Raw genomic sequence first — 15,486 nt, 5'->3', positions numbered from 1 at the left:
GTGGTTCCCCTGAAAAGTGAATTGTTCTATAAAAATCCCAAAATGATATTGAATAAAGGGACAGGATTTTTGGCTGGATATACACATTCACTGAATCCTTATACAGGTTGTTCATTTGGATGTTCTTATTGTTATGTTCGACAAATGCCTGTAGCTCTATTTCGAGAAGGCAACTGGGGAGAATGGGTAGATGTTAAGAATGGTGCAGCAGCTTTACTTGAAAAAGAACTTCGTAAGGCGAAAGCCAAAGGAAAAGTGACGATATTCATGTCCTCAAGCACAGACCCTTATCAGCCAATTGAGTCTAAAGAAAAGGTGACACGATCACTTTTAAAAGTAATGGTAAAAGAGCCACCAGATTTTCTACTCATCCAAACAAGAAGCCCACTTGTCAGTCGAGATATTGATTTGCTTCAACAGTTAAAAGATAAAGTCCGAGTAAGTATGACTATCGAGACGGATTCAGAAACTATTCGAAAACATTTTACTCCTAAAGCACCTCCAATTCAGGCTCGTTTTAACACATTACGAAAACTAAGTGAAGCCGGAATACCAATTCAAGCTGCTATAGCGCCTGTATTGCCTAGCGGAGAATATTTTGCCGAAAAACTAAAGTCATCTGTGGAGCGAATAGATCGAATATGCATTGATGATTATTTTATGGGTGACGGCAGTGGAGGACAACGCACAAAAAGGCTAAAAATGGAGAATAAGTATAGAGAGCTAGGATTAGAAGAATGGTATGGACCACATGCCTATAAAAACGTATATACAAGGTTTCTAAAAGTCTTCAAAGAAAACCAGATTTATATTAGTCAAGCAGGATTTGAACCGTAACGAAATGGGGTTACCCTAGAACTTAAAAACCTCATATAATCGATCTCTATATTTTTTGGAGATCGATTTTTTTATCTTTCATTTACATTTAACAAATAAGAATAGATTTTTATTAGTGATTTAATAGAGAAAGTCTTTATCCCCCCTATAGAAGACATATAAAGAGAAGGATTAATTGGTCTTTTCATTTATTTATATACATAAAAATAATAGAAGATAGTTCTGATGATTTGAACCATTTAGAAAGTTTAATCGAATAAAGTTTTGGAAGATATACCACGTTTTAAATAGAATGGAGGAAACAAACAAATGGTAAAAACGACAATACTTCAGAATTTGCGTATCCCTGTAATTGGGGCACCATTATTTATTATCAGTAATCCTAAGCTCGTAATAGAGCAATGCAAAGCAGGAATAGTGGGATCAATGCCTGCACTTAATGCTAGACCAGCATCACAACTTGATGAATGGTTGGCGGAAATTACCGAAGAACTTGCAGCTTACAACGCAAAAAATCCTGAACATCCGGCTGCACCATTTGCTATTAATCAAATAGTTCACAAGTCTAATGACAGGTTAGAGCACGATATGGAATTATGTGTGAAGTATAAAGTTCCTATTATCATCTCTTCACTAGGCGCACGGAAAGAAATATTCGATACAGCACATAGTTATGGAGGAATTGTTCTTCATGACATTATCAATAACAATTTTGCACATAAAGCCATTGATAAAGGCGCTGATGGTTTGATTGCTGTTGCTGCAGGAGCAGGTGGTCATGCAGGTGTGAAAAGTCCATTTGCATTAATTTCTGAAATCAGACAGTGGTTCAATGGTCCGCTTGCATTGTCTGGATCGATTGCTACAGGAGGTGCGATTTTGGCTGCTCAAGCGATGGGAGCTGATTTTGCATATATTGGCTCACCTTTTATAGCAACGCATGAAGCCAGAGCAAATGAAGCCTATAAGCAAGCAATCGTTGATAGCACGTCTGATGATATTGCGTATAGTAATCTTTTTACTGGTGTTCATGGAAATTACTTAAAATCCTCAATCCGAGCAGCTGGATTAGATCCTGACAATCTTCCAGACAGCGATCCATCTAAGATGAATTTTGGAGAAAGGGCCGTGAAGCCATGGAAGGATATTTGGGGAAGTGGTCAAGGAATCGGTGTTATTAAAGAGGTTACTAGTGCAGCAGAGTTTGTAGATACTCTTTATATGGAATATCTTGAAGCTAGAGATAGTCTTATAAAGCGTAGTAAAATTGGAACATTGTAAATTCAGGAGACTATTCACAATCTAAATTTTATCAAAAAAACCAAGTTGAGAAACTATAAGAGTTGTAACAGGGAGTAAAGGCCTTTTCTGATGGAAAGGCTTTTTTATTTTCCAAAGATACTTGATGTATTGCTTATTAATAAAATTCATTTTATATCCATTTACAGATGACTAGTGATAAAATCAAAATGATTCTTTACTAAAATGCTTTTAGTTTAATAACATTTTTTAAAAAAAGTAAAAGTAACTAGATTTATTTATAGTAAAATAACTGTTATAATAAAAAAATTAATAAAAGTTTAAATAATTAGAATATTTATAAGAGGGGATTTCTGATGAGAAAAGGGTTCAGAGAACTGCAAACGCAGCCGTACATAGCAGAAATAACTGGCAATACAAAGAATAAAGGAAGAAAACGAGTTCGATGGTTTATACTCTTTCTAATTTGCCTCGTTACTGGCATTAATTATATTGATCGTGCGATCATTTCTCTTGCTGCTCCAGCTATACAGAAGGACTTACGGATAGAACCAGCTATGATGGGGATTGTATTTTCAGCATTTGGTTGGGGTTACACATTTACAATGCTTTTTGGTGGTTATTTTTTGGATAAGTTTGGACCTAGAAAAGTCTATACGATTTCAGCCGTGATTTGGTCTTGTTGTACATTTTTAATCGGGACTGCAAAGAATTTCTCATCTTTGGTGATTTATCGTTTATTTCTTGGAGTAGGTGAATCACCCTCCATTCCAACGAATGCATGGTGTGTAGCAGAATGGTTTCCTAGAAAAGAAAGAGCGACTGCTGTAGGTCTTTATACAGGTACACAATATATTGGACTAGCGTTTTTAACACCTGTTCTTACATGGGGAATTGTCACTTTTGGCTGGCAAGCTCTTTTCTATGGAGCAGGGATGATCGGTATTATTATTGCCATCATCTGGCATGCATTTTATCGCAATCCTAAAGAACATAGCGCCGTTTCAAAAGAAGAGTTCGATTATATTGCTGCTGGTGGTGGAATGATAGGTTCTGAGGAAAAACAACCATTTTCTTGGAAAAGAATCGGGCAACTGCTTCAACATCGTCAAATTTGGGGTATGTTTATCGGTCAATTTTCAATCATGACAACACTCTTCTTTTTTATGACATGGTTTCCAACCTATCTGATTAAAGAAAAAGGACTTTCCATGCTAAACACTGGCATCTATGCTGCTATTCCGTACATGGCCGCTATTTTAGGGACTGCAATTGGCGGAAGAAGCTCAGATTGGATGATTACACACGGTTATTCAATAGGCATGGCACGAAAATTACCGATTATTGCTGGTTTATTACTATCTTGTACAGTCATTGGTGGGAACTTTACCAATTCTCCTTCTATAGTGATTACTTTTATGTCCATCGCATTCTTAGGTCAAGGAATTGCATCAACGGTAACAGGGGCACTATTATCCGATATAGCACCAAAAGGATTGGTTGGTATAACAGGCTCCGCGCTATATTTTGCAGCGAATATTGGCGGGACGCTTTCACCATTAATTATCGGTTTTATTGTAAGTGCTACAGGTTCATTTACACCTGCATTAGCCTTTGTTTCTGCTGTTGCCCTAATTGGTACAATATCTTATATCTTTATAATCGGAAAAGTAAAACGTATAGAGCTACCGGAAAATTAGGACCAGGAAATAATTTTAAGGTTTTAACATTAGACGGCCAATTAGTATTTAATTGGCCGTCTTCTTATGTTTTTATTCACCTTTTGAATGTCCCTTTCAGTTGAAGTGCTATAGTATTTTTATAATTTATTATTGAAAATAAGGAAAATAATGTTATAATTTTATCGACAGACAGTCGGTTTATAAGGAGGAGTGATTTATGAGAAAAGAAGCTGAGGAACGCAGGAATGAGATACTAGATGCAGCAGATGAACTTTTTGGTCAAAATGGCTTTGATGGTACAAGTACAAACGATATTCTTGAAAAGGTCGGAATTGCTCGAGGAACTCTCTATCATCACTTCAAATCGAAAGAGAGTATTATGGATGCGCTGATTGAGCGCTATAGTATCCGGCTTTTAGAGGCAGCTCAGAAAATTGCTTCAGACAAGAGTATACCCGTAGTTGACCGTATAATTCGTGTTGTAATGTCGCTGAACTTAAGCGGGGGAAGCAGTCAGGAGATTATGGAGCATATTCATAGACCACAAAACGCGCTTATGCATCAGAAAATACAAAAAGTTATCATCAATGGGGTTACACCAATATTGACGGGGATTATTCGTGAAGGAATTGAACAAGGACAGTTTGATACACCGTTTCCTTATGAATGTATGGAAATGGTTGTAACGTATACGAATACTATTTTTGACGATGACATGCTTGAAATGACGAAAGAAGAGCGCGCTAATCGTATACATGCATTTGTTTACAATACAGAAAGATTGCTTGGTGTTAAAAGCGGAAATTTACTGTCAATTTCACAGATGTTTGGCAGCCTTGAATAAATAGGTACGACATTTGATGGAGATGGCTATGGATAGATTTTCAGCAAAGAAACTGTAATTCTCATATCTATCAACCAGAGTGTAAATATGTGTTACTTATAAACTCGAACAATGCAAAATCTGTTTAAAATTTGAAAACAGAGGTGACATATGTATTTCAGATTAATCCGCAATGATATTTTAAAGAGCAAAATGATAACAATTTGTACTATGATTTTTGTTGCTGCAGCAGCTATGCTTGTTTCTTCTGCTGCAATCCTCATGGTCAATCTTTCGGGTGCATTAGATACGCTAATGACAAAAGCTGAAACTCCACATTTTATGCAAATGCATTCCGGTAATCTTAATAATGCTCGGCTTAAATCTTTTGCAGAGCAAAATAACAACGTCGAAGAATTTCAGGTAGTTGAGTTTCTAGGCATGGATGGCGAGCAGATTATTTTAGGCGATAATTCGCTCAGTGATAGTGTTCAAGATAATGGATTTAGTATACAGAACAAAAAATTTGATTATCTTCTTGATCTTAATGGCAACATCATCAACGCATCCGACGGCGAACTTTATGTTCCAGTAACCTATATGAGAGACAACACTACAAAGGTCGGTGACAAGGCAATAATAAATGGAATGGAATTTACCGTTGCAGGATTTCTCCGTGATTCAACCATGAATTCCTCTCTTTCCGCTTCAAAGCGATTTCTTGTAAGCAACAATGATTTCGCGAAAATAAAAAACCTTGGAAGTATCGAGTATCTGATTGAGTTTAGATTAAAGGATTTCTCGGCGATAAATGAATTTGAAACAGCCTATGCTTCAAACGGACTGGAAGCAAATGGACCTACGGTTACTTATTCACTTTTTAAAACGATGAACGCTATTTCAGATGGGATAATGATTGCGGTTATCCTTCTTGTAAGCGCACTTGTCGTGGCCATCGCCTTTATGTGTATACGCTTTACGCTACTTGCGAAAATAGAGGACGACTACCGTGAAATCGGGGTAATGAAGGCAATAGGAATGCATATATCCGACATAAAGCTGATTTATCTTGCGAAATACTTAAGTATTGCCATGATAGGAAGTATTCTTGGGTTTATTCTTACAGTTATGTTCCAAAGTGTGCTTCTTGAAAATATAAGACTTTATATGGGGGAAAGCGAAAATTCTTCTTCTGCTGTTGTTTTAGGAATTATCGGTATATTACTCGTTTTCCTTGCAATAATTGTCTATGTCAATGGTGTACTGAAAAGCTTTGGAAAAATTTCCGCTGCGGAAGCAATACGTTTTGGGAATTCTCAGGAAAAGAAAGCTGGCGCTAAGCGTTTTTCCTTAAATAGAAACAGATTGTTTAGTACGAATGTATTTCTCGGAATCAAGGATGTTCTCACTAGAAAAAGAATTTATGCCACTATTTTTATAGTCCTGGTGATTTCGTCATTTATCATCATTGTTCCACAGAACCTCTACAACACGATTTCCTCAAAAAACTTCATCCAATATATGGGTATTGGAAATTACGATTTGCGTATTCAGACCAATAGATTTGCTAAAACCGATGAAATAGTAAGAACGATAGACAGTGACAGTACCGTTTCAAAGTATGCTGTTATGACAACGAAGACTTTCAAATTAAAAACGAGTAAAGGATCAGAGGAAAATATAAAAGTTGAACTCGGCGACCATTCGGTATTCCCAATAAAGTATTCTGAGGGCAGGGCGCCTACCCATGATGACGAAATTGCTCTCTCGGCAATAAACGCCAGTGGAATGAACAAAATGGTCGGTGATGTCATTTCGTTATTGATTGAAGGGAAGGAGAAAAATCTTACGGTAACTGGAATATACTCCGACGTTACTAACGGTGGCAAAACAGCAAAGGCTGTATTTACTGACGATTCAGCCAACATTATGTGGACTATTGTCTGTGTTGCAATTTCGGATAAATCTCTTATTGACCAAAAAGTTTCAGAGTATTCTAGTAAGTTCGACTTTGCAAAGACTTCAAACATTGACGAATTTGTTTCACAGACACTTGGCTCGACAATTAGCTCCGTCGAAAATGCTACCTACATCTCAGTAGTTGTTGCGCTGATTATTACATTTTTGGTTACACAGTTATTCATGAACATGCTTGTTTCAAAAGATGAATACTCCATTGCAGTCATGAAAGCGTTTGGTTTTACAACCTCAGATATTACAGCACAGTATATTTCACGTGCGGTTTTCGTCTTAATTATTGGAATTATTCTCGGGACGCTACTGGCAAACACTCTCGGAGAAATCCTTGCGGGTGCGCTAATCTCTTCGTTTGGAGCGTCTTCATTTACTTTTACGGTCAATCCGCTTATGGGGTATCTGCTTAGTCCGTTGTTGATGATTTGCACGGTATTGATTGCTACAATAATCGGCACATCAGGCGCAGGGCAAATAAAAATTACCGAAAATATAAAGGAGTAGTCATATGAAGAAAATTATTATCGGCGAAAATATTGTAAAATCTTTTAGCGAGGGTGATGAACAACATAATGTTCTAGACGGACTGTCTGTTGAAATAAACGAAGGAGAGTTCGTTGCAGTTATGGGACCTTCAGGCTCTGGAAAATCTACACTATTATTTGCTTTAAGCGGAATCGATGGGATTGATGATGGTATCGTCATATTTGATGGCAAGGAGTTATCAACAGTCGGGGAGAATGAGCTTTCATATATTCGTAGAACAAAAATGGGATTCATTTTTCAACAACCAACTATGCTAAAAAATCTGAATATCCTCGATAACATAATTCTTCCATCAATGCGTGGCAAGGGAAATGATACTGTAAAAATTTCGGTGATGGCAAAAGCATTTATGAAAAAACTAGGTATAGGAAATCTTGAAAATCGTGACATTACACAAGTTTCGGGTGGTCAGCTACAGCGTGCGGGCATATGTAGAGCACTAATGAATAACCCTAAAATCATCTTTGGCGACGAGCCAACTGGTGCACTCAACTCAAAATCTGCTCAAGAGATTATGGACGTATTTACTGAAATTAACGCGGATGGTACTACGATTATGCTTGTAACGCACGATGCGAAAGTAGCGGCGCGGACAGAGCGCATTATGTTTATGTGTGATGGTAAAATTGTGAATGAGATGAAGCTTCCTAAATTTAATGGGTTTGATATTGATGGTAGAGTTGAAAAAATAACAGTGAAAATGTTAGAAATGGGTATATGATTAAAAGCTGAAGAGTTAATCCTTATTACAATCTGAAAGCACAAACAAAATGTTTGTGCTTTCGAATTTTCAAAAATACTATTTGAAATTATATTCTTCAGGATCTGGACCATAATGGAAGTCTTCATTTAATGAAGAAATTTTATCAAGTTCCTCATCAGTAAGTATAAAGTCAAAAATATCTAGGTTTTCTCGAATACGAGAAGGTGTCATAGATTTAGGAATGGTAATGACATCATTTTGTAAATCCCATTTTAGAACGATTTGCGCTGGAGATTTTTGGTATTTTTTAGCAATTTCAACTAGTGTTGAATCGTTTAGGATTTCGCCGTTCATAAGTGGTGACCAAGCTTCAACTTGGATTCCATGTTCTTTACAGTATTCACGAACTTCCACTTGAGTTAGACGAGGTTGGAATTCGATTTGGTTGACTGCTGGAACAATTGAAGTATTCGCCAATAGTTTTTCTAAATGATGTACATGGAAGTTGCTGACACCTATAGTTTTTACTTTTTTATTGTTATAAAGTTCTTCAAGCGCCTTATAAACTTCAATATAATTGTCATTTTGACCTGGCCAATGAATGATATAAAGATCTAAATATTCTAACCCTAATTTTTGAATACTTTCTTCATATGCTGATTTTGTTTCTTCATATGTGAGGCCATCATTCCAAACTTTAGATGTTACGAATAATTCTTCACGTGTTACAATTCCCTCATCAATTGCTTTTTTAATCCCACGACCAACACTTTCTTCATTTCCATAAATATGTGCTGTATCTATATGGCGATAGCCTTCTTTAATTGCTAGCGTTACCATTTCTGCTAGTTCATTACTATCTTTTACACGGAAAGTACCATAACCTACTGCAGGAATTTTTACTCCGTTGTTTAATGATACTGTTTGTTCTGACATAATCATCACTCCTTCTTTTACAAATACATATTTTACCATGATTTAAATTAGAAATCTAAAGATATACATCTACTTCCTCATTTAGTCTGTATTGAAGAATTTTTCTATTGTTTCAATTCCATCTTTTATCTATAAGTTTGATTAATAATTAAAATTTGCACTAAAGGCAAATGAGAAATATGTTTTCATCTAATTATAAAGTAATAGATATAGGCAATTGCAAACAGATTATCGTCTTAAAATATGGGATTATTTACATTGGAATATTTTCATGAATTGTACCCGTTGTATATAGATGAGTAATTAGATTCATAGATTAGATTAAGTGTAAGTTATAAAAGCGCTTACATTAATACTTTTATATTAATCTTACTTTGGAGAAAGGGGATTTTGTTATTGGACAATAAGTCATTGTGGAAGTTAATGGCTATTTCTTCGGTGATTGGCCTCATTCTACTATTTGTTTTTGCATGGATAGCCACTTCTTATGACAATTCTAGAAAAGAAGTAGCATCACAAAATACAAAACAAGTAACTGAAACAAAGCAAAGTACAGCATTAAGTCCATCTAACCCAAACGAAAAAGTTGAATACATTTCAAAAGACTGGGTGACACATGGTGGTGATTATTACAATAGACGTTACTCTATACTAAACCAAATCAATACAGACACAATTAAAGATTTAAAGCCGACTTGGGTAACCAGTCTTGGATCTGGCAGCGAGATGAAATATTCAGGAGAAGCAACACCAATTGCTCAAAATGGCGTGATGTATATTGCTACAGCAGCAAACGATGTACTCGCACTTGATGCCAAAACAGGTGAGAAAATATGGGAATATAGACCACATATTGAACAGAAAATGGAAACTGTTTGTTGTGGATGGACAACACGTGGTGTAACTATTGGTGATGGCAAAGTGTATGCGGGCCTATTAGATGCAAGGCTAGTTGCACTAAATATGAAGACTGGTAAAGTAGTATGGGAAACAGAAGTAGCAGATTGGAAGAAAGGTTATACAGTAACAAGTGCCCCTCTTTACTACAATGGGAAAGTTTATACCGGTGTATCAGGCGGGGAATACGGAATCCGAGGACGTCTAACAGCATATGATTCAAAACTTGGCCGAGAAGTATGGCGATTTTATACGATACCTACACCTTATGACGAAAATGGCAATACATGGCCAAAAGATAATGATGCATGGCAATCTGGTGGTGCCCCAGTTTGGAATACACCAGCAATCGACCCTAAATTAGGCTACATCTATTTTGCAACAGGAAATACTTCTCCAGATTTAGATGGTAGTAACCGTGAGGGCGATAATTTATATGCCAACTCAGTTGTTGCATTAAATGCAGAAACAGGTAAATACGTTTGGCATTTCCAAGAAGTCCATCATGATTTATGGGATATGGATCCGACAAACCCTGTCGTTTTGTTTGATGTTAAGAAGGATGGCAAAATGAGAAAAGGCCTTGGGCAAGCTGGTAAAACAGGTTGGGTTTATTTATTAGATCGAAAGACGGGAAAACCACTTGTTGGTATTAATGAAAAAGAAGTACCACAAAACGAAAACCAAAAAACAGCTAAAACACAACCATATCCTGTAGGCGATTCCTTTGTTCCTCAAACAATTACTGAAGATGATATTAAAAATGATTTAGGCGATAAATTTAAGGGAAAAGTTGGCGATATCTATACACCATTCTGGGATGAACCGATAACAATAAAACCAGGTCCTTTTGGAGGTGCAAACTGGCCACCATCTGCGTATAATCCAGATACTGAGTATTTCTATGTTCTAGGCAATGATAGTTACTTCTCATTTGCTCGAAAAGAAGATGAAGCGTTTAAAGAAGGTTCGATGTATGTAGGCAGTATCATGCAACCAGTCTCTGAAGCACCTGTAAGAGGGACCGTTTCTGCAATCGATGTTAAGACAAACAAAATTGCCTGGCAAGTAAAATGGGATGCGCTTGCGTATAGTGGCGTAATGACTACTAAAGGCAATCTAGTCTTTGTCGGTCATAATGACGGACGCTTAATCGCATTCAATGCAAAAACAGGCGAACAAGTGTGGCAATACAAAATGGATGCTGGCGCAAATGCACCAGCTGTCACGTACGAAATTGACGGAGAGCAGTATATATCAATTTTAGCAGCTGGAAACGCTCTTGCAGGGTCTAAACATGGAGATAAAGTATACACATTTAAACTAGGGGGAGATTTACCAAAAGGAAAAGTTATTGATGCTAGCGAAAAAAAAGAAAGCAACAAAAAGCATCAAAACAAGTGAAACAGTGTCTGCTAACACGGATAAAGGATTATCAGTATATACGGCTAATTGTTTACCATGTCATGGAGAACAAGGAGCAAATAGGCATAATGGTCCGAACTTACAAGAAAGCGAATTTGCAAAAACTTATGAAAATGTTGTAAAACAAGTAACGGAAGGGGGCACCACCATGCCATCCTTCAAAGACACATTATCCAAACAAGAAATTAAAGAAGTTGCCAAATATATTAGCGATGTAGTTGCGAAGTAAGGCGATTTCACTACAACTTTAGAAAAGTCTAATAAGAAGAAAAAGCCTTAAAATAGTTTACCTGATGGTAATTATTTTGAGGCTTTTTCAATTGATTAACAAATACCTATTTAAAGGCAATTTAGTTATCCAGAAACTTTTATAAAGAACATTAAAATAATTCATAATAAAGTAGATTATGGCACATGATAGTAAAACAAAAAGGATTAAATTTACATAATATTTATTCCATCAAAATATAAAGGTGGGGTTTGTATGAAACAAACAACCTTCAGTGAATTACCAAAAACAACGCTTATGCATGTGATGGATACATTTGGAATTGGATTGTTTGCTGCTTCTATTGCTTATATCTATTTTAATTGGTCAAATCTCCCTACTGAAGTCCCTATTTATATCGGATTAAAAGGCGAAATCCATCGATATGGGGCAAAATGGCAATTGTTATTATTTCCAATGATCACATTAATGATTGGAATGGCCTTGCGTTTTTTAGAAAAGCACCCTAAATGGCATTACTTTCCTTTAAATATAAACGATCCTCATATCGAAAAAGAAGTGAAACAAAGTGTATTGATGCTGTCATTTATCAAGAATATGAGTAGCTTATTACTAGCTATCGTTGTTTGGGAAACTATTCATATTGCCCAAGGTAATACTGCTGCGCTAGAAGGAGTCATATGGATAATACTTGGTCTACTTATTTTTTTACCTACCATCATGACGGTAGTAACGGCGTTAAGAAAATAAGTGAATCGACATTTTAGTGGATTGATCCTTAAAGTTTGGGATCAATCTTTTTTTATTAATTTAAGCATTTATCTGCTTTTGTTTACATATATTGAAACTTCAACTACTGTGGATTATGTGCTTCTTATAATTTTATAAAGCCTTGCAGTTGAGTCTAAAGTCAGTTAATGCCGGATAAATATCTGTAATATTTTGATTGAATTTGGAGGTGAAGTCCATTTGAATGTCAAAATTGGTGTAGATCTCGGAGCAACGAAAATTCGTTTAGGTGTCATAGACGCGAATGGACTTGTAGTAAAAGATCGAACCATCCCTACAAAACTGCCCGTTTATTCCTATTTAGAAAAAGAGATACAGAAACTGATTTTGGAATTTCCAGACGTTGATGGAATCGGTATAGGGACAAGGGGAATGGTTGATCACAAAACGGGAATCATTCTCTACGAAAAAGAATTAGATGGTTGGGAAGGCGTAGAAGTAAAATCACTTCTTGAAACTACTACAAATATTCGTGTAGAAGTGAATAATGATGCAAATTGCGCTGCATTAGCCGAGGCTAGGATAGGTGCAGGAAAAGGGTTTAATAGGGTCATATGTTTAACGATTGGTACGTGTTTAGGTTGTGGAATTGTATTGAATGGAAATCTGATGAACGGTTCACATGGAGGAGCAGGAGAAGTTGGACATGTTATCTTATATCCAAACGGTATATCTTGTAGCTGTGGTAGAAAGGGCTGTAGCGAACAATATGTTTCAGGCACGGCCCTTCGAAGAATGATACAACAAATGAGTGTAATTGACCCAAACACAAATGCACTTGTTCTACCGCATCAATTATTCCAACTTGCATCGACAGGCCAACAAAATGCCATTGCTATTCGAGAACAATTCCTAACAGATTTATCTATCGTTATCTCCAACCTACAAGTTCTACTAGATATTGATTGTATTGTCATTGGTGGCGGTGTATCGGAATCTGCGAATGACTGGTGGGATTTATTGATTGATAAAGTAAACCCCTTAAAATTACAACCCGTAGAAATAAAAAGAGCCAAATTTGGCAATGAATCTGGAATGCTTGGGGCAGCTTTACTTTTATAAGATAAAGTATTGGTAAATTTAAATTTCACTATAGCAATAAAAAAATAGCTATCCTTATTATAATTTTTAAATTAAGATAGCTATTTTCAAAGAGTGTTAACAATATCCCGGTTTCTTCAATAATTTAAAAATATTCGTTTTATATTCTTCAACTCCCGGTTGATCGAATGGGTTGATATCAAGTAGGTAAGCACTGTATGCACAAGCCACCATAAAGAAATAAAATAGATAACCTATGTCTCTTTCTTCTAATTGATCAATCGTAATTGCCAATTGTGGGACGCCACCGTTTAAATGTGCGGTTGAGGTTCCCTTATAACATACATAATTCAATTCATGTAACGACAATCCACTTACATAGTTCAATTCATCTCCATTATCTAGAGACTCAAATACAGTTAAATCTTCTTGAACTCTTTCGATTAATAGAAATGTTTCAAATATCATGCGCTTACCTTCTTGAATATATTGCCCCAATGAATGTAAATCTGTTGTATAGATTGCAGAGGTTGGGAAGATTCCTTTCCCATCTTTTCCTTCACTTTCTGCAAACAGTTGCTTCCACCATTCTTGAATAGATTTCAATTGGTCATCAAATGAAGCTAATATTTCCACTGGGTAACCGATATCATATAAATGCTTTCTGACAACGGCATATTGGATGGCTGCATTATGCTCAAAATCTAATTGACCAAACTCTTGTTGAGCTATTTTCGCACCGATTAATAGTTCTTCAATGTTATAACCTGCTGCAGCAATCGGTAATAAGCCAACAGCAGTAAAAACAGAGTACCGTCCACCGATATCCTTTGGGATGGAAAATCGTTTATACCCTTTTTCAATGGCTAATGAACGGAGAGCACCTTGCTCTTCGTCAGTTGTCACGATTATTCTTGAAGCAGCATCTTCACCATAACGTTTTTCCATATATTGTTTTAAAAAGCGAAAAGCGATTGCAGGTTCCGTTGTTGTACCAGATTTGGAAATAACATTTATGGTTACCTCTTTACTATCTAAATACCCCATTAAATTCTTTAGATAGGTACCACTCATAAGATGACCTGCAAAAATAACTTCTAACTTTTGATATGGCTGAAAGTTTTTTTGCAATGCATCGATAATAGCCCGTGCACCTAAATAGGAACCACCTATCCCGACAACAACTAGCACATCCGAATTTTCTCGAATTTCCTGGACTGTTGCTTGCAAGTCATTAAAGTAAGATGGAGGAATGGAGCTTGGCCAATCCACCCACCCTAAATAATCCGCTCCCTTACAACTTTTACTATCCATATCTTGGTGGATTTTTTGAATCATATGTTGAACCTCAGATGTTAATAGTTTAGAGTAGTCTCCAGAATATTTTACTGATATTTTTTTCATATGGATCCCCTTTGTATTAGAATTCACATTTGCTTTCACATCTTGAACAATATATGCTAGCAAACTATTAATTATCTTCTAATATGAGGGAAAAGCGCATGGCGATCCATGTAGATATGAAATTTTTATGAATAAGTATAAATTGTTCTAACGCTAATTCACCCTTTACAATTGCCCAATCTACAACACATTGATAAGATAGAAATGAAAGATTAAATGATATAAATTGTATTGGGGTTATAAAATGAATATTTTAAGACTACTATTGTTTTACGTAATTGTTTTCGGTATAGGGTCAATTTTTATTTGGCTAAAAGTACCAACTAATATCTCTCTTGCGTTCTTTGTGATTCTTGCTGTTGCAATGATTGGATATTACGCATTTACAATGACTTCATCCAAAAACACAAAAGCTATCCTTCGACAAGTTCGTAATCAAAAAAGAAACCCTACTTATGCTTATATATTAGCAATTAAAGAGGGTACAAAAGAAGACGAGATCAATGCATTAGATCGACTCATCAAAAAATACAAGAATCAACCGGACGGGCAAAAGGACTATGAATTTACCCGAGCTGTTCGTTTAGGAAATTTAAAAGAAGCGAAAGAAATCGTGAACTCAATGACTAACGGCCCACTAAAGACATTCAACACGGCTTACATTGAAGCATTATCCGGAAAATATGGCGTTGCAAGAAACCATCCGTTCCTACAACCTTGGATGCCGCATCGAATTGAAGCAGAAATTGCAAAGAAACAAAACAAACTAGACCGCTATAAGGAAGAAATGCAACTAGCTGTCGAAAACTCTAAAGGGATCCAAAGAGCAATCAATCATGTTACTTTAGAAAAGACCGTAAAAGAATGGAAATAATGTCCTTGCATACATTCTTCTAAAGTTTATAATTTTTCAAAACCTGCCTTCATGTATGAAAGCAGG

The 15,486-nt window shown here is 36.1% G+C and carries 13 protein-coding genes; 11 read left to right on the top strand and 2 right to left on the bottom strand.

Features of this window, described 5'->3' with window-relative positions:
- Positions 1-9 precede the first annotated feature (9 nt).
- The 6 genes from ACWV26_RS09760 (at position 10) to ACWV26_RS09735 (ending at position 7,843) form a co-directional block, all read left to right on the top strand.
- Entirely contained in the window at positions 10-837 is an 828-nt protein-coding gene (locus ACWV26_RS09760) for a radical SAM protein (RefSeq protein ID WP_455898218.1), read from the top strand.
- A 309-nt stretch (positions 838-1,146) separates the two neighbouring features.
- On the top strand, positions 1,147-2,118 hold the full coding sequence (locus ACWV26_RS09755; protein ID WP_455898144.1) for an NAD(P)H-dependent flavin oxidoreductase: 972 nt from the start codon (positions 1,147-1,149) through the stop codon (positions 2,116-2,118).
- Positions 2,119-2,453: 335 nt separating this feature from the next.
- Positions 2,454-3,797, top strand: a complete 1,344-nt coding sequence (locus tag ACWV26_RS09750; protein ID WP_455898143.1) for an MFS transporter — start codon at positions 2,454-2,456, stop codon at positions 3,795-3,797.
- Positions 3,798-3,996: 199 nt separating this feature from the next.
- Positions 3,997-4,623: a TetR/AcrR family transcriptional regulator gene (locus ACWV26_RS09745; protein ID WP_455898142.1), complete on the top strand. Its 627-nt coding sequence runs from the start codon at positions 3,997-3,999 to the stop codon at positions 4,621-4,623.
- Positions 4,624-4,773: 150 nt separating this feature from the next.
- On the top strand, positions 4,774-7,080 hold the full coding sequence (locus ACWV26_RS09740) for an ABC transporter permease (RefSeq protein WP_455898141.1): 2,307 nt from the start codon (positions 4,774-4,776) through the stop codon (positions 7,078-7,080).
- Positions 7,081-7,084: 4 nt separating this feature from the next.
- Positions 7,085-7,843 (top strand): ABC transporter ATP-binding protein, encoded by a 759-nt coding sequence (locus tag ACWV26_RS09735; protein ID WP_455898140.1) that lies wholly within the window; start codon positions 7,085-7,087, stop codon positions 7,841-7,843.
- 78 nt (positions 7,844-7,921) lie between these two features.
- Here ACWV26_RS09735 and ACWV26_RS09730 read toward each other — a convergent pair whose 3' ends face one another.
- On the bottom strand, positions 7,922-8,761 hold the full coding sequence (locus ACWV26_RS09730) for an aldo/keto reductase (RefSeq protein WP_455898139.1): 840 nt from the start codon (positions 8,759-8,761) through the stop codon (positions 7,922-7,924).
- Positions 8,762-9,157: 396 nt separating this feature from the next.
- Between ACWV26_RS09730 and ACWV26_RS09725 the strand changes: the two genes are divergently transcribed.
- From ACWV26_RS09725 to ACWV26_RS09710, 4 genes are all read left to right on the top strand, one after another.
- Positions 9,158-11,062 carry a PQQ-dependent dehydrogenase, methanol/ethanol family gene (locus ACWV26_RS09725; RefSeq protein ID WP_455898138.1) on the top strand — a complete coding sequence of 635 codons (1,905 nt, stop codon included), beginning with the start codon at positions 9,158-9,160 and terminating at the stop codon, positions 11,060-11,062.
- Positions 11,016-11,312 carry a c-type cytochrome gene (locus ACWV26_RS09720; protein WP_455898137.1) on the top strand — a complete coding sequence of 99 codons (297 nt, stop codon included), beginning with the start codon at positions 11,016-11,018 and terminating at the stop codon, positions 11,310-11,312. The genes ACWV26_RS09725 and ACWV26_RS09720 overlap by 47 nt, the downstream gene beginning before the upstream one ends.
- Positions 11,313-11,567: 255 nt before the next feature.
- Complete coding sequence (locus ACWV26_RS09715; RefSeq protein ID WP_455898136.1) at positions 11,568-12,062, top strand: DUF1648 domain-containing protein; 495 nt, start codon at positions 11,568-11,570, stop codon at positions 12,060-12,062.
- Positions 12,063-12,281: 219 nt separating this feature from the next.
- Complete coding sequence (locus ACWV26_RS09710; RefSeq protein WP_455898135.1) at positions 12,282-13,163, top strand: ROK family protein; 882 nt, start codon at positions 12,282-12,284, stop codon at positions 13,161-13,163.
- A gap of 96 nt (positions 13,164-13,259) precedes the next feature.
- Here the strand turns inward: ACWV26_RS09710 and ACWV26_RS09705 are convergent, their stop codons facing one another.
- A complete protein-coding gene (locus ACWV26_RS09705; RefSeq protein WP_455898134.1) occupies positions 13,260-14,546 on the bottom strand; it encodes a glucose-6-phosphate isomerase in 1,287 nt (428 codons plus the stop codon).
- A gap of 244 nt (positions 14,547-14,790) precedes the next feature.
- On the opposite strand from ACWV26_RS09705, the gene ACWV26_RS09700 reads away from it, so the two are divergent.
- Entirely contained in the window at positions 14,791-15,420 is a 630-nt protein-coding gene (locus ACWV26_RS09700; RefSeq protein WP_455898133.1) for a hypothetical protein, read from the top strand.
- Positions 15,421-15,486: the final 66 nt, after the last annotated feature.

Source organism: Rummeliibacillus sp. JY-2-4R (assembly GCF_053847205.1).
The sequence above is the reverse complement of the archived record's forward strand: the minus strand, read 5'-3'. Positions and strand labels throughout refer to the sequence as shown.

Bases quoted from the DNA above. Each gene is read 5' to 3' on its own strand.
- ACWV26_RS09755 (WP_455898144.1), top strand. From the start codon at position 1,147: ATGGTAAAAACGACAATACTTCAGAATTTGCGTATCCCTGTAATTGGG.
- ACWV26_RS09750 (WP_455898143.1), top strand. From the start codon at position 2,454: ATGAGAAAAGGGTTCAGAGAACTGCAAACGCAGCCGTACATAGCAGAA.
- ACWV26_RS09745 (WP_455898142.1), top strand. From the start codon at position 3,997: ATGAGAAAAGAAGCTGAGGAACGCAGGAATGAGATACTAGATGCAGCA.
- ACWV26_RS09740 (WP_455898141.1), top strand. From the start codon at position 4,774: ATGTATTTCAGATTAATCCGCAATGATATTTTAAAGAGCAAAATGATA.
- ACWV26_RS09735 (WP_455898140.1), top strand. From the start codon at position 7,085: ATGAAGAAAATTATTATCGGCGAAAATATTGTAAAATCTTTTAGCGAG.
- ACWV26_RS09730 (WP_455898139.1), bottom strand. From the start codon at position 8,761: ATGTCAGAACAAACAGTATCATTAAACAACGGAGTAAAAATTCCTGCA.
- ACWV26_RS09720 (WP_455898137.1), top strand. From the start codon at position 11,016: ATGCTAGCGAAAAAAAAGAAAGCAACAAAAAGCATCAAAACAAGTGAA.
- ACWV26_RS09715 (WP_455898136.1), top strand. From the start codon at position 11,568: ATGAAACAAACAACCTTCAGTGAATTACCAAAAACAACGCTTATGCAT.
- ACWV26_RS09705 (WP_455898134.1), bottom strand. From the start codon at position 14,546: ATGAAAAAAATATCAGTAAAATATTCTGGAGACTACTCTAAACTATTA.
- ACWV26_RS09700 (WP_455898133.1), top strand. From the start codon at position 14,791: ATGAATATTTTAAGACTACTATTGTTTTACGTAATTGTTTTCGGTATA.